This window comes from Micromonospora sp. NPDC003197 (assembly GCF_053590565.1).
This window is the reverse complement of the sequence record NZ_JBSFTE010000017.1, coordinates 60453-81592: the sequence shown is the minus strand read 5'-3', so window position 1 is coordinate 81592 and position 21140 is coordinate 60453. Positions and strand designations below refer to the sequence as shown.

The window sequence follows — 21140 nt, the reverse complement described above, 5'->3', positions numbered from 1 at the left end:
CCCGCCCGCCCGACGAGCATGTCAGGAGAGAGACCATGACCAGTACGCCGGCTCCGGACACCATCGTCCTGATCCACGGTCTTTGTCTGACTCCGCGCAGCTGGGAGCACTGGATCGACCGGTACACCCGGGCCGGGTTCCGGGTGCTCGCTCCGGCCTGGCCCGGCATGGAGGGCGAGGTGGAACAGCTACGCGCCGACCCGTCGCCGATCGCCCGGCTCGACATCACCGCCGTCGTCGACCACTACGAGCAGATCATCTACGACCTCGACCGACCGCCGATCATCATGGGCCACTCGTACGGCGGGATGTTCATGCAGATCCTGCTGGATCGGGGACTCGGCGCGGTCGGGGTGGGCATCGACTCCGCCCCGGTCAAGGGAGTCCTCCGGATGCCGCTGTCCACCATCCGGTCCACCTTTCCGATGCTGCTCAACCCGCTCAACCGCCGCCGGGCCATCCCGCTCACCCATGAGCAGTTCCACTACGCCTTCACCAACACGCTGAACCCGGCGCAGTCCGGCGAGGTGTACGAGCGGTACTACGTACCCGCCGCCGGACACATCCTCTTCGAAGGGGCATTGGCCAACATCACGCCCGACACTCCCGACCACGTGGCCTTCGGTAACGAGGAACGGGCTCCGCTGCTGCTCATCGCCGGGGGCGACGACCACCTGGTCCCGCCGAACGTGACCAAGGAGAACGCCGGGCACTACCAGAAGTCGCGGGCGATCACCGACTACGTCGAGTTCCCCGGCCGGTCCGCGTACACGCTCGGGCAGCCCGGTTGGGAGGAGGTCGCCGACTACGCGCTCAACTGGGCGCTCACCCCGGCCGCCGTCCACTCACTGCCGGACCGACGAGTCCCCAGCTGACCGGGGTGCCGGGAGTCCGACCGCCGGCCGGTCAACCGGCCCCTCGATGATGGCCCGTGCGATCAGCTGCGGATCCCCGGTCCGGAACTCCGGCGGATCGTGCATCAGGAAGTCTCGGTGGCTGATGTTCCAGGCGTACGCGCCGGCCATGGCGAAGACGAGGACGTCCCCCACCGCGATCCGCCCTGGTCGCGCCGCCCGGGACAGCACGTCCTTGGGGGTGCAGAGCTGACCGACCACGGTGACCGGCCCGCCGTCGGTAGCCGGCAATACCGTGTCGTCGGTGGCCGGCAGCAGCGCGCCATCGGTAGCTGGCAGCGCCGTGTCGTCCCACTCCCGACGGTGCACGGTGAACGGTTGGGCGTGCCCCTTGGCGGCCGGGGTGCGCAGGTGGTGGGTGCCGCCGGCCACCACCACGAACCACTCCCCGTGGGACCGTTTGACGTCGATCACCTCGGTCACGTACGACCCGCAGTAGGCGGTCAGCGCCCGGCCCGGCTCGACCCGTAACACCACCTCCGGGTACGCGTCGACGACGCCAGCCAGCGCCGCCCCGTACCCGGCCCAGTCGAAGCGCGCATCGGGATCGGCGTAGTCCACCGTCATGCCGCCACCGACGTTGACCTCGGCCGCCCCGAGTTCGGTCACCGCCCAGTCGACGATCTGCCGGGCCACCTCGGCGGCGACGGGCGCGGCCAGGCCACTGGCCAGGTGGGCGTGCACACCGTGGATGCGTACCCCGGGCAGGGTCTGTCGGGCGCAGGCCACCGCTTCGGCCGGGCTCATCCCGAACGGGCTCGGTCCGCCGCCCATCACCAGGCTCGCCCCGGCCACCGCTACCGGCAGGTTCACCCGTAGCAGCACCTCGGCCGTAGTGCCGGCCGAGCGGGCCAACCGGTCCAGGCGACGCAGCTCGGTGGGTGACTCGACGTGGAACCGGCCGACCCGGGCGGCCAGCCCGGCGGCGAGGTCGGCGGCGGTCTTGCCCGGTCCACCGAACGCCGCCGCTGGCCGACCGGGCAGCACGGCGGCGAGGTGCCGCAGTTCGCCGGCGCTGGCCGCCTCGAACCCGTCGACCAGCGGAGCCAGGGTCCGCAGCAGGCCCGGGTCCGGGTTGGCCTTCATCGCGTACAGCAGCTCGACCCGGTCCGGCAGCGCCGACCGGACAGCCCGCGCGTGCGCGGCCAGCGCCGCCAGGTCGTAGACGTAGGCGGGACGGGTCAACGCAGACTCTCCTGTGGCTCGGCAACCAGCGGATTGGGCATCGGCACGTACCGTGCGTGCCGGTCGGCGGCCCGGTGCCAGCGGACCAGCAGGTTGGCCTTGGCCACCAGCGGCTCGCCGGCCAGCAGGTCACGTAGCGGCGGCGGATCGCCGAGCCGGTTCGAGGTCTCGGCGACGAGGTCCCGCAGCGCCGCCCAGAGCGTCGGCTCGATGCCGGGCCGGGCGTCGGCGAGCGCCCCGGCGATCCCGGCCAGGTGGTTGACCAGTAGACAGTAGGAGACCCGCCGCTGGGCCCGGTGCGGATCGTAGGCGATCGACGTCGGCAGTCCCGCCGGCCAGTCGCGCCACCGGTCGGTGTCCAGCTTGACCCCCTCCAGGTCGCGCAGGAGCATCCGGACCGGTTGCCGCTGGTCGTCGAGGACCACCACCACGTTCTGCAGGTGCGCCTCGTGCACCACGCCGTACTCGATCCACAGCCTGAGCACCGCCGGAACGAGCAGGCCGGTGTAGGCCCGCCACCAGGCCAGCGGATCGGGTACGGCCAGCGGCCCGACGGCCAGCGCCGCCGCCAGCAGCGGGGTCTCACCCGAGCGCAGGTGCGGCCGCAGACCGGTGCGCAGGATCGTGCCGTACGCCTCGTCGGGACCGGGCAGGTCGACGGTCCGGTAGGCCGGTTCGGCGAGCAGCGCCACGCCCGACGGCAGGGGCAGCGGGGCCAGCAGCCGGGTCAACGCCACTGCCCCGGTCAGCTCGTACCGGGCGTTCTTACGCAGGCAGTTGGTGATGCGTACGTGCAGGCTGGCCTTGACGAACAGGTCGGCGGCGGGCGCGTACAGGGTGCGGACGCTGGCGGTCGGACGCAGCGGGACGCCGGCCGGGCCGAGGTCGCGCAGCCGCGCGTCGAGCGGCCCGGTCAGGGCCAACTGCCACGGGTGCACCGGCAGCGCCACGTGCCCGGCGGGCGGGGTCGGCGGGTCCAGCGCGGCGATCAGCTCATCGAACGGCCCGTCCTCGGCGACCAGTTCGTCGGGTACGCCGATCCAGTGTGCCCGCAACGCGACCCGCAGCTCCGGGGCGTACGCCCGCCAGGCGACCGGATCACCGCTGCGCCACTTCGGGGCCGGGTGGTGCGGATGCCCATAGAGCAGCGACTGTTCGGAGTCGACGTACGCGTCGATCGCCGGCTCGCCGGTCGGGGTGGGATCCTGGTCGGGCCGGCCGGCGATCAGTTGGCGCATCGTGTCCCGGCTCGCGACGACCTGCGCGACGAACTCTTCGTTGCCGACCCCGGTGCGCTGGTCGAGTTCGGCGGCGACGAGTCGGGCCAGTTCGGCGACCTCGACGGCGGCCCATCCGGCCCCGACCAGCCGTCGCACGGGCCCGGTGTAGCGGTGCAGGCCGACCGGCGACGGTCGACGCACGGCACAGCTCAGCAGCACGTCGGTGCGGGGCAGCCGGACCAGTGCCTGGTCCCCGTCGACGCTGGCGGTGCCGTCCGGGGCGGCGACCTCCCGGACCAGACAGCCAAAGAGGGCGTGGGCGGCGGCCAGGTCGGCGCGGATGTGGGAGGCGGTCATCATTGTCCCGCTCGCAGATAGTTGGGGCCGGTTCGCCGGTAGTACTTGTTGACGTCGGCGCAGCCGAGCCGCTGTTTCGGCAGCAGCGTGCCGGCGGTGAGCATTGCCTTCACCGGCAGCTGGTCGGCGGTCAGCAACCGCTCGGTGAGTAGCCGGGCGGCAGCGGCGGCCTCGGTCGAGTCGTCGTCCCAGCGGTCTCGGGCGGCGAGCAGCCGGGGGCGTAGTGCCGCCGCCGGGGTCGGTACGGCCACTCCGCGCTCGGCAAGGGCGAGCAGCGGGGCTGCCGCCGCCAGGTGCAGAGTGATGGTGGTGAAGACGTCGGCGAGTTCGTTCGGATCTTCGACGACCATCCGACGGTCGCGCAGTGGCAGCTCCGCGTGCCGGGGATCGAGTCGGGCCCCGTCGTTGTCCTTGTAGAGCAGCCCGACCCGGCCGTCGGGATCGATGATCAGGTACAGGTTCTGCGGGTGTGCCTCCAGGGCGATGCCGTGCCGCAGCCAGAGGTACACGTGCCAGTCGAGCAGCAGGTCCAGGTAGGACTCCAGCAGTGGCACCGGATCCCCACCGGCCACCCGCTGCGCCACCGTCCACCCCTGCCGGTCACCGCCATCTGCGCCCGGCGGCGTCGGGGTGCTGGCGGCCAGGGCCGCCACCGGGACCACCACCGAGTCGGCCAGGTCCTGGGGAAAGCGCCGGATCAGGAACGACCGGAGTTCGTCGCCGTCGCCGCAGTGGCCGTACCGGCTCTCGTCGGCGTGCCGGATCCGCCCGGCGAACGCCGGTGCGGCGGCGGCGATCCGGTCCAGCAGCCGAGCCATCTCTGCCCCGTCGGCGAGGCCGTCGGGGGCCAGGGTCCGCCGGTTGCGCGCCCCCAGGGTCGCGGTGGGCAGCGGCAACTTCAACTGCGTGTACGGGTCGTCGGCCAGCGCCACCGTCCGCATGGACAGGGTGGGGCGTACCTCGATCATCGGTTGGTCGACGACCGGCAGGCCGGCCCGGTCGGCGGTGAGCGGATGGACCGGCAGTAGCACCTGGTCCGGACGGTCCGCGACCGGCCACCAGGGCGGCAGGGTGCCGACCATCCGCAGCTCCGAGCGGGCCACCGGCAGCCAGCGCAGCGGGAACCGGGGGGCGTGCTCCGGGGCGTACCGGTGGAGTTCGGTGGCGTCGAGGCCGTGCCGGCACCGGTCGGTGGGATAGACCGGGTGTCCGGTGTGGGCGGCGAGGACCTCGTCCAGCAGTGCCCCGGGCAGGCCGGTCGGCTCGGCCCGATGGCGGACGGCGATCGTGTCGTACACCTCTGGTCGGACCTGCGCGGCCAGCCGACGGGCGAGCAGGTCGCCGTGGCACTCGGCTACGAAGGCCGCCCAGCCGGCCTCGGCCTCGGGGTCGTCCTGCGGGGCGAGCAGGTCGAGCAGTTCGTCGAGCCGTTCCACCCGGTACGGCTCGCCCGTCTCCGGTTGGACCTCGACGATCGACCGGGCGGTACGGATGGCGTGCTGGAAACCGTCGGCGCGGACCGGTATCCGCAGCAGCCCGGCCGGGGTGCGTACCTGCCACCGGTCGGGCCCGTCCGGGGTGCCTCGGCTGGTCAGGCCGAGATGGTCCTCGCGCAGCAGCGCGTCGAGCACCCGGGTGAAGGCCTGCCGCTCGGCGGTATCGGTCACGGTGTGACCTTCGACGACATCCTGGGTCACGGTGTGATCTCCCAGTGCAGGCCGGCCCGGAACGCGCGGAGTGCGTGGTGTACCTGTTCCCGATCGGCGCCGATGGCATGCAGGGCGGCCAGGTAGTCCCGGTTGGTGCCGGTCCAGTCGGCGTGGACGCCGGGTTGCCGCAGCGGGCGGCAGCTGAGTCGTACTCCGGCGCGGTCCTCGTCGACGGCACCGGGCGCGGCGGTCAGCGCGCCGGAGCGGTCCGCGCAGACGTAGTCGACCTGGGCGTGCCGGGCCAGCGTGACCGGGTCGGGTACGGCGAGGGCGGTCAGCGGCTCGCCGAGGTGCAGCCGGATGACGTACTCGAAGAGTGGGACGTCCAGCAGTTCGGCCAGGATGAGGTCCATCCGGTCGCCGATCAGTCGGTAGTTCACCTCGATCAGCCGGGCCCGGCCGTCGGAGACGACGTACTCGGTGTGGCAGGCACCGAACGAGACACCGAGCGCGTCGAGTTGGGCCCGCAGTTGGCTGGCGATCGGCCCGGGAGGTAGCGGCGCCCAGTCGAGGGCCTGCTCGGTGAAGGTGGGCGGTGGCCCGAGGGTGGTCTGCCACCCGCCGATGGTGCGCAGTCGCGTGCCGTCGCCGAGGGTGTCGTGGGTGCGTACCTCGCCGGTCAGGTATTCCTCGACGACCAGCGTGACCTCCGGTCGGCGGCGACGGATCTCGGTGACCCGGGCCGCGAGTTCGGCCTGGTCAGCGACCAGGTAGGCGTCCTCGCTGGCCACTCCGTCACGCGGTTTGACCACGGCCGGGTAGGGCAGTGCGGCGGCGACTTCGGCGGGCTCGCCCGGGTCGATGGTCGCGCTGGCCACGGTGTCCAGCCCGGCGGCGGCGACGACCTGCCGGGTCAGCGCCTTGTCCTTGCACCGCCGGGTGGCTGCCGGGTCCTTGCCGGGCAGGCCGAGGCGGCGGGCGGCGAGCGCGGTCGCGGTTTGCAGGTGGTCGCTGTTGGACAGCAGGGCAGCCGGTGGTTCGCCGCCGGTCACCGCCGCGACGACGGCCGCCGGATCACGCACCGGACACCGCTGGACCGGCACCTTCGAGGGCCAGCGCTCCGGCTGATCGGTCAGTACGGTTGCCGGTAGCCCGAGCCGGGCGGCGGCGGGAAGAAACCCATCGAGTACGGCGTCGGTAGGGTTGAGCGCGGTCAGGTACAGCCGCACAGTGGACCCTCCGATCGCGACATACCCTGTGCTTAGGCCAGGCTAGCCTAAGCACGTCGGGAATCTATGGCGACCCGCCCAAAGGGTACGACGGAAGTAGATCGCCTCCTCGCGAGCGTCGCGATCGATGTCGCGGTCCCGGTTGTAATGGCGGATCGACCGGATGTCCCGCTCAGCCGCGGCGGGGCTCGACCCCCAGGACGGCACACGCCTGCTGGTACATCCGGACCACCTCCTGCCGTACCTGCGGACGCTCGGTGATCGGCTGGCCGAACGGCACCCGTACCGGCACCTCGACCCCGTCGACCACGGCCGTGAAGTCGATGCCTTCGGTGTCGAGACCGGACATCCGGGCGGCGGACGCGGTCGGCTGGCCGCCCAACGCCCGGCAGATGAGCAGCGAGTCGGCTGCGTGGTCGTCATTCATGTGCCGGCTGATCTGGGCAACCACCTCCGGCGGAAACGGGCCGCTCATGCCACCTGCTCCCGCGTCGAGTCAATGCCGTCGCGGTCCCGGCCGAGTTCGGCCATGACCGCGGTGTTGTGCTGGTAGGCCAACCCCACCTCCTCGATCAGTTCCGCCCGCGTCGCCTCGTCGATCGGCATCCGGTCGAGCCGGTCCCGGTAGGCGGCCTTGTAGCCACGCGGATCGTCGATCGCGGGAAACCGGTAGAAGCTGGCACCGGCCCCGTCGGGCAGTTCGTACGTCCGGACCACCGACCGCCCGATGAACAGTCCCCCGGAGAGGTCACCGAGATAACGGGTGTAGTGGTGGGCGACGAACCGGGCCGGCGAGGTCCAGCACACCTCGCGCATCCGGGCCAGATAGGCCGCGGTCGCCGGAATGACGCTGATCCGATGCTCCCAGTCCGTCCCGAGCAGGAACTCCAGGTCGGCGACGAGCGACGGCAACCGGGTCAGATCGTCGTCGACGAAGACACCGGCGACCGGATCCGTCCGCAACGCCGCCGCGGCCTCCTCCAACACGCGGTAGATGAAGTAGTGCTGGGCGACGAGCGCCGCGTAGCGGTTTCGGCCGAGTTCACCGGCGATCAACGCCGAGACGAACTGTTCCGACTCGGCGGCCCGGTGATCGGTCCAGGTCGCCGCGCGCAGTCGCACGGAGAAGGATTCACTCACGGTTTTCCTTAGCGGGTCGAGGGTGGGAGTGACAGTCCGGGGTGGGAACCGTCGGGAAGTGATGGTCCGGGGTGGCAGCGTCGGGAAACGACGGTCCGGGGTGGGAACGTCGAGGTACGACGAGCGGCAGACCGTTGTCCGGGTGGGCCAGGACCTCGATCTCATGCCCGTACACCTCGCTGAGCAGGGCAGAGGTCAGCACCTCGGCCGGCTGGCCGACGGCCCGTACCCGGCCGGCGGCCAGCAACGCGATCCGGTCGGCGTAGGCACCGGCCAGGCCGAGGTCGTGCAACACGACCACGACGGCGTCACCGGCAGCGGCCCGGTCCCGGGCCAGCCGCAACACCAACTCCTGGTGGTGCAGGTCGAGGGCGGCGGTCGGTTCGTCCAGTAGGAGCACGGTGGCCCGCTGGGCGAGGACCCGGGCCAGCGCCACCCGGGCCTGCTCGCCTCCGGAAAGCGATCGCACGGTCCGGGCAGCGAACCGGGTCGTCTCGGTGGCCGCCAGCGCCTCGGCGACGATCGCGTCGTCGGCTGCCTCCTGCGGCAGCCCGGCCCACGGTGCCCGGCCCATCCGGACCACCTCGGCCACGGCGAAGGAGAAGGTCACCGTGCTGTGCTGGGTGAGTACGGCCCGACGCAGCGCCAGCTCGACCGGCGTCCACGCGCCCTGCGGCGCACCGTCGATTCGTACGTCGCCACCGGCGGCGGGCAGGTCGCCACAGATCGCGGCGAGCAGGGTCGACTTGCCCGCACCGTTGGGGCCGACCAGAGCCAGCACCTCACCGGCCCGGATGTCGAGGTCGACCCGGTCGAGGACGGTCCGCCCACCGAGCTGGACCGACAGTCCGTCGACCTGGACGAGGCAGGTGCCAGCGGCGGCGGAGGTCGGCACCCGGGGCGGCCGGCGCAGACCGCGTAGCCCACGGGCCCAGCCCGCACGCCGTACTGGGGCGGTCATCCCCAACCTCCCGCCCTGGAGCGGGTACGGCGCAACAGCCAGAAGAAGCAGGGGCCACCGATCAATCCGGTGAGTACGCCCAGCGGCAGTTCCTGGTAGTCCACCAAGGTACGGGCGACCAGGTCCGCCGCGATCACCACGACCGCGCCACCGATGGCGCTGGCCGGCAGCAGCACCCGGTGTCCCGGTCCGGCCACCATCCGAATCAGGTGGGGTACCACCAGTCCGATGAAGCTGATGATGCCGGTGAAAGCGACCGCGGCGGCGGTGAGCAGGGCGCTGACCACGATCATGGTGGTCCGCAGCCGTTCGACGTCGACGCCGAGGTGCCGGGCGGAGCGCTCGCCGAGCGCCAGTAGGTCCAGCTTGCCCGCGCCGAATTGGGCAATGACCAGACCGATCAGCAGGCAGGGCAGCGCGACGGCCACGGCCCCCCAGGTGGCCTGGGCGAGACTGCCCAGGTTCCAGAAGCTGATCGCCTGCACCCCGGCCTCGTCGGCGAGGAACATGAGCAGCCCGATCAGCGCCCCGGCAACCGCGTTCACCGCGATCCCGGTGAGCACCAGGGTCACCACCTCGGTACGCCCACCGGCCCGGGCGAGCAGATAGACGGCGTACGTGGTGAGCAGCCCGCCGGTGAAGGCGGCGACCGCCACCGTCCAGTTACCGAAGGCGGTGAAGCCGGTGACGATCGCCAAGGCAGCGCCGACAGCGGCACCGGAGGAGACGCCGATCACCCCGGGCTCGGCCAGGGGATTGCCGAAGATGCCCTGCATGACGGCACCGGCGCAGCCCAGTGCGGCACCGACCACGGCGGCCAGCACGACCCGGGGGAAGCGGACGATCCACAATGCGTTCTCGCCCTGCGGGGCGGCCGGCAACGAGCCGATCTCCAGGCCGAGCCGATGCAGGACCGAACCGAGCACCTCGGCCGGGCTGATCTGCACCTGTCCGCTGCCGGCCGCCACGAGGCCGAGCAGCAGCAGCGCGACGGTGAGTCCGCCGAGCACCAGTCGTCCCCGGGCGGCCGGTACGGCTGCGGCGCTCTGGGTGGTCATGCCGCCCCGCACTCGTGTACGGCCCGGGCGAGCGCCTTGACGGCCTGACCGGTACGGGTGCCGAAGTTGAGCAGCAGTCCGTCGTCGATGTCCACGATCCGCCGGTTGGCGCCGGCCGGGGTCTGCCCGACGCCGGGCAGGGCGAGCAGCCCGTCGACACCGCCCACCGAGGCCAGCCCCTCGGTCATCACCAGGATCACGTCGGGCGTGGCGTTGATGAGTCCTTCGCTGGTGAGTGGACGGAACTTGGCCAGCCCGATGGCCGTACCGGCGTCGACGCCGCCGATCGCCTCGATCATCGCGTCGGAGCCGGCGCCCTTGCCGCCGATCAGGTAGACCCCGGCGGTGCCGCGTAGGTAGAGGAACGCGATCCGGGGCTTCCGGTCGGTCGGTGCGCTGGCCCGAGCCTGGTCGATCTCGGCGGTGACCCGGCCGATCAGCTCCTCCCCGGCGGCCGGTACGCCCAGCGCGGCGGCCACGGCCCGGATGTGCTCCGGTACGCCGGCCAGGCTCTGCTCGTCGTCGATGATGACCACCGCGATGCCGGAGCGACGAAGTTGGGTGAGCGCCTCGGGCGGGCCGATGCTGTCGTCGGCGACGATCACCGTCGGGTCGAGGGTGAGGATCGCCTCGGTGGAGAGGTCGTGCCCGCCGGGGGTGACGACCGGTAGGTGTGCGGCGGCCGGGAAGGTGGTGGCGGTGTCCCGCCCGACGACCCGGTCCCCCAGCCCGAGGCTGAAGACGATCTCCGCGATCGAGCCGTAGAGGTTGACCGGCAGGATTCGGCTGACGTCGGTAACCGTGGTCCGTTCGCCGTCGGCGGAGGTGACGGTCACCGGTAGCTGCGGTGTCGGGGCGGGGCTGAGCGCGACGACGTCGGTCGACTCGGGTACGGCGGTGCTCGGTCCGCACGATGTGACGCCGGTGGCCGCCGGCCCGGTGGTGGGCGCGTCGCAGGCGGCGAGCGCACCGGTGACCAGCAGCACCCCGGTCAGCAACGATGCGCGGACCGGGCGAGGCCGACGCCGTACCGGCATCGGGGGTGCCGCCATGATGGTTCGGCTCGACGCTGTCACGGTCCGGTTCGATACCGATGGTGGCGCCTTCACGCCTCGCTCCGGTTTCGACGGCGGCCCAGGGCCCAGCCGGCCAGGCCGACCACGGCAAAGCCGAGCAGTACCAGGGCGGTGGTCCAGCCGCGTCCCGCCTCGGCGGCGCTGCTGGTCCGGGTGACCTGTCCGGCGTCAGCGACGGCGCTGGCCGCAACGCCGGTGGCGACCGGTCCGGTGGCGACCGCCGCACCGGGTACCGGTACGGCAGCGGTCGGTGCCGCCGCGCCGCCGGTGGCTGCGGCCCCGCCGGAGGTCGACGCGGAGCCCGGGGCGGTAGTCCGGGCCGCAGTCGGCGCGGGGGCGTTGGCGGCGGCGAAGCTCACCGGCACCCGTACGTCCTGGCTGCGGTCACTGGCGCGGGTGTGGTCGGTCCGGGTGACCACCGCACACCGTCGGGTGGTGCAGTCGACGTCACCGATCATCCTGGTGATCTTCATCTGGAGCCGGAACGTGCCACCCGCTCCGTACGGGACCGCCAGGCCCTCGCCATAGGAGGGCGGGTTGGAGGAGATCCAGTTCGAGGCACCACTGCTACCACTGGTATCGGCTCCGCCACCGCATGGTGACGGGATGGCACCTGCACCGTTGTCGACGCAGAAAGCCACGTAGATGCCCTTGTCGACGTCGTAGCCCGAGCCGCTGACGGTGACGGTCTCGCCCGTACGGCTGATGCTGGCGGCCTTGGAGACGGTCAGTTTCTGCCCCGCCGTTCCCCGACCAGTGACGTCGGCCAGGGCGGGTGTGCCGGTCGACCCGACCACGGCGGTGACGGCGACGGCGACGGCGCACGCCAGTACGCCGAGGCGGACGACGGTGGTGCGGATACGGGTTTCGACGGGGGGCGGTGACATGGGGACTCCAACGGGCACGCCAAAGGACGCCCTACCGGGCATCACGATTTAGGTTTGGCTAACCTAAGTCATCCAGTTCGCCAAAACAAGATCCGAGTCGGCGAAAGTTGCAGGCCAGGGGCCCGATGGGCAACCACAACTTAGCTATGCCTAACCTAAGCTGACCTTCGGGGGTGCTCGCCGCCGGTCAGCCGATGCGCGAGCCAACCCGTCTCACCCTCCAAAAAGGATCGATGGATGATCGGTTCCAGAACCGTCGCTGCGACGCGACGTTCCGTACGCTGGACGGCGGTCGCCGCGCTCGGCGTCGCCGCCGCGCTCGTCAACCCCGGCCCCGCCTCGGCCGCCCCCGCCGACATCAGCGGTGGCAGTCTCACCTGGGGCTTCAAGGCGTCGTTCCGGGGCTACGTGTCCACCGGCAACGGCACCCCGCCGATCGCGGTCAGCAACGGTGCCAGCATCAACGCCAACGGCACGTTTACCTTCCCCAGCACCGGCGGGTCGTACGATCCGGCGACGGGTGCCACCACCGCGCGACACGGCGGAACGGTGGTCTTCTCGTACCCGGCGCACATGTTCACCATCACGCTGGCCAACCCGACGGTCGAGTTGTCCAGCGGTATGGCTGCCCTCAAGGCCGATGTCGACCTGGCCACCACCGGTGCCGAACCGGTGTCGGTCCGACAGGCCGAGATCGCCGTACTCGACACCGCCGGGGCCACCCCGGACAGCAGCGGCGCCACGGTGTCCTGGGCCAACCTGCCGGCGACGCTGACCAGCGTCGGGGCCAGTGCGTTCAACGGCTTCTACGCTGCCGGTGACGCCCTGGACCCGGTGTCGTTCAGCCTGACCACCGGTGGCGGCGGCACTCCGACGGGTCCGGCGGTTACCGTGGCCCCGAGCAGTGCCGTCGACCCGGCCGGCACGACCATCACGATCGACGGGACCGGCTTCGACCCCGACGCCAACAACGGCGCCGGGATCTACGTCTCCTTCGGTCCGAAGGTGGACGAGCACTGGATCAACGCGGGTGTCCTGCAGACCACCAAGTGGGTGAACAAGACCAACGAACCCACCGAGGCCCGCGACACCCTCCAGGCGGACGGCTCGTTCCGTACCACCCTGGCGATCAGTGCCCGGTACACCGACCGCAACGGCAACGCAGTCGACTGCACCACGGTGCAGTGCTACGTAATCACCTTTGCGGCCCGGGGCTCGGCCGACCGGAGCCAGGACACCTTCACGCCGGTCACCTTCCAGGGCACTGCCCCGGGCGGTGTCGGCAGCGCCGAACAGGAAATCACCACCACAGTCCAGGGCGGCCCGCTCACCCTGACCGTGGCCGGCTCGTCGGTGGCCCTGCCGCTGGTGGCCAACGGTGAGATCACCTCCGGGGCGCTCCCCCAGGCCACCGTCGCGGACCTGCGCGGCACCAACGCCGGGTGGAGCCTGGTCGGCCAGGTGGAGAACTTCACCTCGGTCGGTGGTGGGGTCATCGCGGCCGACAACCTCGGCTGGGTGCCGAGCGCGTCGTTCGTCACCGACCCGCTGGTCGGTAGCTCCGGCGTGGTCACCCCAGGTGCCACGGCCAATCCGGGCACCGGCCTGGGCAGCGCCCGGGCGCTGTGCACCTCGGCAGCCGGCGCGAGCGCCGGGCAGTTCGCCTGCGGCGCGCAGCTCAACCTCGGCGTACCCGCGTCCGCTCCGGCGGGCGACTACACCGCAACCCTGACGCTGACGCTCTCCTGAGTTGCTCAGCTGCCGGTGGGGGGGGGGGGGGGCCGCGGCCCCCCCGGGCCCCCACCCCCCACCCCCGGGGCCGGGGGCCCCCCCCCCCCCACCGGTCCCCCATCCGCCATCCCCTGGTCCTGGAGCCCCGGCATGTCCCGCCTGCCCCACCCCCGCCGCGCGCTGCTCGCGATGCTGGCCGTCGCCGCGATGATCAGCGTTCCCATGCCGGCCGCGGCTACCCTGCCGATCACCCCTACCCCGCCGGCCAGCCCCACCGTGCCGCCCGTTGGCGGGGACGGCGGGCTCGCCTGGTCGGTGCAGCCCTCCGGGGCCGGTCGACCCGCCGGGCGCGACCACTTCGTCTACCAGCTCGCCCCCGGCGGCCAAACCACCGACCACGTCACCGTCGGCAACCGCAGCGACCGGCCGCAGACCTTCACGGTGTACGGCACTGACGGCTTCACCACCACAGATGGGGCGTTCGCCCTGCTGCCCGCGAGTCAACCGCCCGTCGATGTGGGCGCATGGATCCACTTCGACCAGCGCACCTACACCGTCCCCGCCGGTAAACAGCTGGACATCCCGTTCCGGCTCACGGTGCCCACCAACGTCACCCCAGGGGATCACGCTGGCGGGGTGATCGGCTCCCTCGCCCAGGTCCAGGTCGACGCGGACGGGCAGCGGGTCAACGTGGACCGGCGGATCGCGGCCCGCGTCTATCTTCGGGTGTCCGGGCCGGTGCAACCCGGGGTGACGGTGGAGACGATCCAGACCAGCTACGCCAACCCGGTCAACCCCCTCGGTGGCGGGGACCTCGTGGTCACCTACCGGATCCGAAACACCGGCAATGTACGGGTCACCGGGACCGGTGCGCTGACGGTGCACGGGCCGCTCGGGTGGCGGCTGGCCCAAACCGATCAGCTCGACCTGCCTGAGCTGCTGCCCGGGAGCACCTTCACCGTCACCGAGCGGATCGCCGGGGTGCCGCCGGTCCTCCGGTTGACCACCACCGTCGACCTCGCGGCGAGCACGGTCGACACCGCACTGCCGCCAGTGGTGCGTACGTCGAGCATCTGGGCACCGCCGTGGCTGCTCCTCGCCGGCCTGGCCGCCGGCGGGCTCGCCTTCGCCGTACGACGCTGGCGTCGCCGTCGTCGTCGGGCCCAGATCAGCGCCCAAGCTGTTGGTCCGGCTCATCAAGCAGGTCAATGATCTCAGCCACTGATCAACAGTACGGTTCACTGGACATCACCAGCGTCGAGGAACGCTCGCAACTGTTGACGCGCTGCCACGTTCTCGGCCAACCAGCGGAAGAACTCGCTGTCCAGGTCGAGGCCGGCACGAATCGTCTCGTACCAGTCCTGCCGATCGAGCACCGCAAGGTACTGCTACACAAGGCGGTCCCGTTGTTCGGTGGTGCATCCGCTCTGGTCCGGTGACTTCTCCGCCAAGTGGTCGGCGATGATGGCGGCGTCTACGTACCGCCCCAGGGTCGGCGTCTGCCGGCCAAGGTGATCCGCGTGCGCGGCAAGCACGATGCGCGCTGACGGGTAGCTCTCCAGCGTCATGCCCATGCCACCGACGGTGGCTGTGTGGGGTGTCTATGGGCTCGTCAAGGGGCCTTGGTCGGGTGGGGTTGTGCGTTGACCTGATTGAGGAGTTGTTCGACGGCGCGGGGGCTGCGAAGCACGCGGAGGTCGGCGTGGGCGGCGTTGCTCGCGATCGCAGCCAGGACCGTGGGCAGGCTGCGGCGTCGGTAGGCGAGGACCCAGCGCCAGAAGGCCAGGTTCTCGCGGGAGCGTCGCAGCGCGCGCCAGGCGCAGCGCCAGAGGGGAAAGTCCAGCACGATTACGGTATCGGCGGCTCGCAGTCGTACATCAAGAACGTCGTACGGGCCGAGATCTCCATCGATGACCCATCGCTGGCCGCTGGTGAGCCGGAGTTGGATGTCCGTCCACCGGTCCTTGGGTGTTGGAGTGAGGTCTGCAGACCAGAAGTGTCTGTCCAGCTCGACGACCGGCAGCGCCAGGGCCGCGCCCAGGTGGGCGGCGAGGGTGGACTTGCCCGCGCCACCACGGCCGAGGATCACGATCTTCCTCATGCTGATCGGGCACTTCCTCATGCTAATCGGGCAGCCGAATGGGCGGTGGGAGCCGGGTAGCAGGCACGGTCACGCAGCATGGCCTGCAGAACGTCAACGCGGCGTTGGGCGAAGGCAAATGAGCAGCCGCTTTCCCTCGCGGCCAAGCCCGACCGTGTGGCGGTCTTCCTTACCGACGTCCAGTCCCAAGAAAACGCCGTACTCATCGCGCCCGCCCTTGCCTCCCCACCACGATAGTTAGCTCGGCCGCTGGTCAGCGCCGGACTGCCGGTATCCACGTTACGAGGAGACCTACCCCCGATACCCGGGCCATCATCAACGACGGCGGAGCAGGCGGGCTGCCACTGCGGCCAGTCCCACGGCGCCGGCCGTCGCGGTCAGCAGTCCTCGATGCTCGGCGGCCCAGAGTTGTGGGCTGCGCGGATGGGCTCGACCATCGAACGAACCGTGTGCACCATGATCGTGGCCGGCGGCGCCGTCGGCCGGTTGCCAGAGGTTCACGGGACGGTGCGGCTGGGTGCGCTCCGAAGTCTGCTGGCTGTCGTAGCCGGTACGGGCCAGGTAACGGTCGAGCAGGCCGGGGGCCATCCGGTTGGCGAGGATGGTCGCCACGGTGGAACCGCCTATCCAGTACTCCCGGCGCCGCCCGGGTCGCGTCGCCGCGTGCACGATGGCCCGGGCCGCCACCTCCGGCTGGTAGATCGGTGGCACCGGCTGCGGTCGCCGGCTCAGCCGGGAGAGCACCCAGTCGAACTGCGGAGTGTTGAGCGCGGGCAGGTGGACGACGGTCACCCGGACCTGGCTGTGCTGGTGCGCCAGTTCGCACCGCAGGGAGTGGGTGAAGCCCACGATCGCGTGCTTGGCGCCGCAGTAGGCCGACTGTAATGGGATCGACCGGTACGCCAGCGCGGAGCCGACCTGCACGATCGTCCCTTCGTCGCGTGGCAGCATGCGATCGAGCGCGGCTCGGGTGCCGTGCACGAATCCGAGGTAGGTCACCTCGGTCACCCGACGGAACTCCGCCGGCTCAATCTCATCGAAGGGGGCGAAAACCGAGGTGAAGGCGTTGTTGACCCAGAGATCTATCGGCCCGAGTTCGGCGGTGACTCGGGCGGCTGCCGCCTCGACCTGCTCGTAGTCGGCCATGTCGGTCTCGATCGGCAGGGCCACCACCCCGGTTGCCCGGACCTCGGCGGCGGCCGCATCGAGCCCGGCCCGTCCCCGAGCCAGCAGGGCAATCCTCGAGGTGCCGGCGCGGGCCAACTCCCGTACCGTGGCCCGGCCGACCCCGGCACTGGCCCCCGTCACGACCGCCACCGCTGGCGGACGGGCTCGGCGCATGCCTCTCATCCCCACCCGCACATGCTCCCACCTGCCGGGAGTCGTGGTCGGCTTACGAAGCTTTCCGGCCCAGAGGTTCGCCCCGGCGAACCGGACCAGTCCGTCGGCCGGCTTCCAGCATGTCGGGACGGGGCAGATGACGCCACGGCACATGACGGAGCCGGCGAGCCGGGCACTCACCGGTCAGTGGCAGGTCACCCGCAGCTGGGCGACTGCAACATGCTCGTAGGTCCGGCCGTCGTCGTTCCAGTCCTCGCCCCGGTTGACCACCCGGATGACGATCCGGCCACCGCTGACGGCGTACGTGCCGGCAGAGACCCAACGTCCCCGGTTGACCCGCTGGTCGACCGTGAACGTCGCCCGAACCGCGCCGCCCTCGGTGTCACGTACCTGGTAGGTGGCGGGCTTCCCGGCCACGTGGCGGTGCACGGTGGTGGTCGGCACGTACGTCGACACGGCGCACGACCGGGTGCCCGTCCCGACGGCGAACCACCACTCGGCGTAGAAGGAGCTGTCGTCCTTGCTCTTGGACCCCGACATCGGCATCGTGTCGAAGCTGCCATCACAACCGTCCGAGGTCCAGGCGCCGCTACCGACCCGGACCCAACCCTGCTTGTCCTCGGTGTACCGCCCGATGATGCGGAATCCCCGAGTCGAGGTGTGCGTGCAGTTGTAACCCCCCACCGCGGCGAAGGTCACCTGCGGCGCGGTCGACGTGGGGGTCTGCTGCGGGGTGCGGGTGGGGCTGCCGCTGGGCGGGCGGGAGGAGGCCGATGACGGCGACGTACCCGCGCTCGGCGATCCGCTGGGGCTGGTCGACGGGGACGGATTCGGGGTGACCTCGCCCTCCTCGCCGACCGGGACGAAATCGATGGGGGGCGGTTCGACGGTCGGGCTGGCAGCAGCGTTCAAGGGGGGCGCGGCGTCATCGCCGGTCCGGGTACCCACGACGACGACGCCGATCAGCACCGCCAGGACACCGACGCAGACCGCGGCGAGCAACGGCGTGGAGGGACGGCGCAGCCCGGTCCGCTTCAGCCGGCTCCACCGGCTCTGCGGCTGGTCGGGCTCGGCCCAGTCCTCGGCGAACTCGTCCAGGTCGGCATCCTGCTGGTCCGATCCTCGCTCGATGTCACTCATGCGATGCCTTCTTCCGCTGTCTCCCGGCTCACTACGCGGCGGCGTTCCAACGGGTTCATTCAATCTCTGTGGAATGGTGAACCAGTTTCCCGGTCGGTCCGTAGTGGCCGGGAACGCCGTCGTCGGCGGGCGGCGACGGAATCGGGTGCAGACAAGGGGCGATGGCCGACGTGGCGAAGCCTGATGATTCTTCGCGCCGCTCCACGGGCGAAGGTCTCTATCCGGTACGCGCAGTCTGGCTGCGTGCGCCCCGCGAGCCGGAGGTCGGTGACGAGCCGATGAAGGACCCGGCCAAAGCTGGCCACGACACGGTCCGACTGCCGCTGGCTCCTCGCGTCGACGAGGTCCCCGATCAGGACGTCACGAACTCCGTGGTCGCCGAGGTGCCGGCCGAACCGACGTCTCCGGCCGTCGATCCGGCGGCGGGGCCAGAACCTCGACGACGTACCGAAGAACCGGCCGCCCGTGCCGCCGCCCGCCGCGTTGCCGGCCCGTCCGCTCCACGATGGACCGCGTGGCTGCCGTCGATCGCGATGGTGGCTGTGACAGCGGTCGCCGGTTGGGTCATCGTGATCAAGTTGCCCGGCTGGCTGGAACCGGAACCGCAGGCACTGCCGCCGGTCACCCAGAGCGCCGGACCTACCCCGCCCGCCGCCCCGGACGCCTCCGATGCCCCGCAGAACACTGACCGGATCGACTACCGCAGCTTCACCAACCCGACCGGCCTCACCTTCACCGGCGGCGCTGTCCATGCCGGTGCCACCGTCCGACTGGCCGAGGGTTCGGGACAGCATGGCGCCATGTGGTCGGCGATGACGCTGGATCCGGCCCGTTCGTTCAGTACGGCCTTCCGGTTCACCAGCACCGGCCGGTCCGGGACGCTCTCCTTCGTGCTACGAACCCAGGAGGTCGTCAGCGCGGAGCCACTCGACCAGTTGATCCCCCGGATGAGCGTCGACTTCATGGTCGACGGACCGACCGGCGCGGGCGACGCCGTCACCGTCATCTCGGCGCGCAACGATCGGCCTACCAGGCTGGGTTCCACGAGTCCCGGAGTCGACCTCGACGGTGGTCCGGTGACGGTCTGGATCGACTATCTGGCTGAGCGACAGAGCCTGCGGGTCTACGCGTCGACCGGCACCACCAAACCGACCGCGCCGGTGCTCACGGCTACGGTGAAGCTGGCTGCGACCCTGGGCAAGGGACCCGCCTATGCCGGGTTCATCGCCTCCACCGCTGATACTGCCGGCACACACGAGATGCTCGCCTGGCACCTGTCCCCACCGGCCGCCCGGTCATAGGTCAGCGTGCGTCGCACGGTACGCAACGCGTGATGCGCCCGTGACTTGACGGTCCCCTTCGGGATGCCCATCAGGACCGCCGTCTCCTCGGTCGTCCGTTCCCGCAGGTAGAGGTAGACCAGCACGTCACGATGGTGGACCGGCAGGCTCGCCAACACGGAGTCCACCTCGATCGCGTCCAGCGTCCGCTCGATCGCGTCGTCGGCGACCGGCCAGAACTCCAGCACATCGCAGTGGACCTCGGTCGGCCGGGCCGCCCGGGCCCGCAGCTGGTCGATCACTATGCGCCGGGCGACGGTGAACAACCAGGGCCGGGCGGTCTCGTGGGTCAGCCCGAGATCGTCCATGTGCTGCCAGGCGCGCAGCATCGTGTCCTGGACGATGTCCTCGGCCTTCGCCACGTCCCCGAGGGTCAGCTTCACGACGTACGCGAACAGTGGCGCGAAGTTGCTCCGGTAGAGCCGCTCCAGCTCCTGCTCCCGCTCTTCGTCAGGACCGTTGCCCACCATGGCAAGCCACCTCCTCCGCCCCGAAAAGTTAGGGGCGGCGGAGATGATGTGAACCCTGGAAAACCCTTGCTTACCATTCGGGCCGTTGCTGGCCTCGCGCAGCCGCCGATCAGTCGTCCGACTCGGACTCGTCGCCGTGATAGCGCCACACCGGCTCGCTTTCCTCCGGTTCCTGCAGCTTACGTAGGGTGCGGAAGACGGCGACACCGTCCAATGCAGACACGTGGTAGCCGACGCTTTCGGCGTACTCGGCCAGCCGGATGTCCGGCTGTAGCTGGTGCTCCCGCAGGTAGTAGGTGATCGCGTCGTTCCAGATCCACCTGCCGTCGGTACGGAAGTGGAGCGGCACGACCATGCCCCGGGACCGGTCCACCACATCGTCGAGCAGGGCGGTGGTGAACATCAGGACCGTGCCCCGGTCGAGATAGCGCAGCATCGCCTCCCGCGCCACCGGATCGGTGACCCGGGCATGGTCCGGTCCGAAGGTGGCCCCCACCTCCGGGTCCACCAGGTCGAACGCGGACGCGTGCTCGATCACCGGCGCCGGCTCGTGGGCCCACAGCAGCGCGCCGGAACCACACGCCGATCGCTGATAGAACGGCGGCATCTCCCCCATCGGGTACGTCTCCACCTGGGGTGCCGACTCGCCTGCCCCGGCGAGCGCGTGCTGCAAAATCGCGGTCAGCCCCGCACAGTCGGCCGGGTCGGTCACCTCGGCGACGTAGACGCGCCGGGGTGGTGGCCACGGAGAGCCGTCCACCGGGAGTCGCCAGGCCCGCCAGAGGCCGCGTACCCCGGGGTGGTCGGCGACGGTCGCGACAGCCGCCTGGTCCGGCGAGTCCAGCCGCCCGGCCGGATCGACGGTCAGATCGAGCGATGTCGGCACCGCGCCGCCCCGCTGGTGGATCTGCTCGGCCACCTCCGGGGAGACCGCCTGGAACACGTACGGTGTCAGGCCATCGTTCTCGACCTGGTTGACTCCGGCCAACTGGGTGGTATCCACGCCCGCATCGGCCAGTAGCTCTCCGAGCAGGGCGTAGTCGTCGACGTGCAGATCGAGGTGCTGCCTCGTGACGGCGAACGTGACCGCTCGGGCCAGCTGGGCGAGAGCGCCGTCAGCCAACCAGTCCCGCGTCTGCGTGAGCAGTTCGTCCGGCACCCGGCCGGCGAGCCGCAACAGCATGGTGTGACATCCGATCAGCCGATCTGGCTTCGTGGTGCTCTCCGGACCGCCCACTACCACTCCCATCCGCCGAAACCCCTCGGCTTCGTGCTCGACGACACCGCGCGGGACCACCCGAGCCCATCGCCCGGCAACACCGCTCCTACGACTACGCAACC

The 21140-nt window shown here is 71.0% G+C and carries 21 protein-coding genes; 4 read left to right on the top strand and 17 right to left on the bottom strand.

The genetic code is table 11. From position 1 onward, the window contains the following. The first annotated feature begins 35 nt into the window (after nt 1–35). Nucleotides 36–875 carry an alpha/beta hydrolase gene (locus ACWDV4_RS19810; protein WP_449980890.1) on the top strand — a complete coding sequence of 280 codons (840 nt, stop codon included), beginning with the start codon at nt 36–38 and terminating at the stop codon, nt 873–875. Here the strand turns inward: ACWDV4_RS19810 and ACWDV4_RS19805 are convergent. The 10 genes from ACWDV4_RS19805 to ACWDV4_RS19760 all read right to left on the bottom strand — a co-directional run bounded on the left by ACWDV4_RS19805 (nt 846) and on the right by ACWDV4_RS19760 (nt 11676). After that, nucleotides 846–2099 (bottom strand): alanine racemase, encoded by a 1254-nt coding sequence (locus ACWDV4_RS19805; RefSeq protein WP_449980888.1) that lies wholly within the window; start codon nt 2097–2099, stop codon nt 846–848. The genes ACWDV4_RS19810 and ACWDV4_RS19805 overlap by 30 nt on opposite strands. Then, on the bottom strand, nt 2096–3676 hold the full coding sequence (locus ACWDV4_RS19800) for an IucA/IucC family protein (RefSeq protein WP_449980886.1): 1581 nt from the start codon (nt 3674–3676) through the stop codon (nt 2096–2098). The genes ACWDV4_RS19805 and ACWDV4_RS19800 overlap by 4 nt, the downstream gene beginning before the upstream one ends. Beyond that, nucleotides 3676–5373: an IucA/IucC family protein gene (locus ACWDV4_RS19795; protein ID WP_449980884.1), complete on the bottom strand. Its 1698-nt coding sequence runs from the start codon at nt 5371–5373 to the stop codon at nt 3676–3678. The genes ACWDV4_RS19800 and ACWDV4_RS19795 overlap by 1 nt, the downstream gene beginning before the upstream one ends. After that, complete coding sequence (locus tag ACWDV4_RS19790) at nt 5370–6554, bottom strand: ATP-grasp domain-containing protein (RefSeq protein WP_449980882.1); 1185 nt, start codon at nt 6552–6554, stop codon at nt 5370–5372. The genes ACWDV4_RS19795 and ACWDV4_RS19790 overlap by 4 nt, the downstream gene beginning before the upstream one ends. 172 nt (nt 6555–6726) lie before the next feature. Beyond that, nucleotides 6727–7029: a DUF2470 domain-containing protein gene (locus tag ACWDV4_RS19785; RefSeq protein ID WP_449980880.1), complete on the bottom strand. Its 303-nt coding sequence runs from the start codon at nt 7027–7029 to the stop codon at nt 6727–6729. Next, nucleotides 7026–7694, bottom strand: a complete 669-nt coding sequence (locus ACWDV4_RS19780; protein ID WP_449980878.1) for a biliverdin-producing heme oxygenase — start codon at nt 7692–7694, stop codon at nt 7026–7028. Before ACWDV4_RS19780 ends, ACWDV4_RS19785 begins: the two co-directional genes overlap by 4 nt. Further along, nucleotides 7687–8655, bottom strand: a complete 969-nt coding sequence (locus ACWDV4_RS19775; protein WP_449980876.1) for a heme ABC transporter ATP-binding protein — start codon at nt 8653–8655, stop codon at nt 7687–7689. The genes ACWDV4_RS19780 and ACWDV4_RS19775 overlap by 8 nt, the downstream gene beginning before the upstream one ends. Continuing rightward, nucleotides 8652–9713, bottom strand: a complete 1062-nt coding sequence (locus ACWDV4_RS19770) for a FecCD family ABC transporter permease (RefSeq protein ID WP_449980874.1) — start codon at nt 9711–9713, stop codon at nt 8652–8654. The genes ACWDV4_RS19775 and ACWDV4_RS19770 overlap by 4 nt, the downstream gene beginning before the upstream one ends. Next, a complete protein-coding gene (locus ACWDV4_RS19765) occupies nt 9710–10789 on the bottom strand; it encodes a heme/hemin ABC transporter substrate-binding protein (protein ID WP_449980872.1) in 1080 nt (359 codons plus the stop codon). The genes ACWDV4_RS19770 and ACWDV4_RS19765 overlap by 4 nt, the downstream gene beginning before the upstream one ends. A 29-nt stretch (nt 10790–10818) precedes the next feature. Next, nucleotides 10819–11676: a hypothetical protein gene (locus ACWDV4_RS19760; RefSeq protein ID WP_449980870.1), complete on the bottom strand. Its 858-nt coding sequence runs from the start codon at nt 11674–11676 to the stop codon at nt 10819–10821. A gap of 237 nt (nt 11677–11913) precedes the next feature. Between ACWDV4_RS19760 and ACWDV4_RS19755 the strand changes: the two genes are divergently transcribed. Further along, nucleotides 11914–13425 carry an HtaA domain-containing protein gene (locus tag ACWDV4_RS19755; protein ID WP_449980868.1) on the top strand — a complete coding sequence of 504 codons (1512 nt, stop codon included), beginning with the start codon at nt 11914–11916 and terminating at the stop codon, nt 13423–13425. A 132-nt stretch (nt 13426–13557) separates the two neighbouring features. Then, a complete protein-coding gene (locus ACWDV4_RS19750; RefSeq protein ID WP_449980866.1) occupies nt 13558–14619 on the top strand; it encodes a WxL protein peptidoglycan domain-containing protein in 1062 nt (353 codons plus the stop codon). Nucleotides 14620–14645: 26 nt separating this feature from the next. Here the strand turns inward: ACWDV4_RS19750 and ACWDV4_RS19745 are convergent, their stop codons facing one another. From ACWDV4_RS19745 to ACWDV4_RS19725, 5 genes are all read right to left on the bottom strand, one after another. Next, a complete protein-coding gene (locus tag ACWDV4_RS19745) occupies nt 14646–14783 on the bottom strand; it encodes a hypothetical protein (RefSeq protein ID WP_449980864.1) in 138 nt (45 codons plus the stop codon). A gap of 12 nt (nt 14784–14795) precedes the next feature. Next, nucleotides 14796–14981, bottom strand: coding sequence for a hypothetical protein (locus ACWDV4_RS19740; RefSeq protein WP_449980862.1), 186 nt, complete (start codon nt 14979–14981; stop codon nt 14796–14798). Between the two features lie 38 nt (nt 14982–15019). Next, nucleotides 15020–15508, bottom strand: coding sequence for a hypothetical protein (locus ACWDV4_RS19735; protein ID WP_449980861.1), 489 nt, complete (start codon nt 15506–15508; stop codon nt 15020–15022). A 315-nt stretch (nt 15509–15823) separates the two neighbouring features. Then, the gene (locus ACWDV4_RS19730; RefSeq protein WP_449980859.1) at nt 15824–16849 is read right to left on the bottom strand and encodes an SDR family oxidoreductase; all 1026 of its coding nucleotides are present in this window, start codon (nt 16847–16849) and stop codon (nt 15824–15826) included. Nucleotides 16850–17032: 183 nt separating this feature from the next. After that, nucleotides 17033–17989, bottom strand: coding sequence for a hypothetical protein (locus tag ACWDV4_RS19725; RefSeq protein WP_449980857.1), 957 nt, complete (start codon nt 17987–17989; stop codon nt 17033–17035). 170 nt (nt 17990–18159) lie between these two features. Between ACWDV4_RS19725 and ACWDV4_RS19720 the strand changes: the two genes are divergently transcribed. Continuing rightward, the gene (locus ACWDV4_RS19720) at nt 18160–19290 is read left to right on the top strand and encodes a hypothetical protein (protein ID WP_449980855.1); all 1131 of its coding nucleotides are present in this window, start codon (nt 18160–18162) and stop codon (nt 19288–19290) included. Here ACWDV4_RS19720 and ACWDV4_RS19715 read toward each other — a convergent pair. After that, on the bottom strand, nt 19200–19799 hold the full coding sequence (locus tag ACWDV4_RS19715; protein WP_449980853.1) for a sigma-70 family RNA polymerase sigma factor: 600 nt from the start codon (nt 19797–19799) through the stop codon (nt 19200–19202). The genes ACWDV4_RS19720 and ACWDV4_RS19715 overlap by 91 nt on opposite strands. Before the next feature lie 109 nt (nt 19800–19908). Further along, entirely contained in the window at nt 19909–21048 is a 1140-nt protein-coding gene (locus tag ACWDV4_RS19710) for a hypothetical protein (RefSeq protein ID WP_449980851.1), read from the bottom strand. Nucleotides 21049–21140 lie beyond the last annotated feature (92 nt).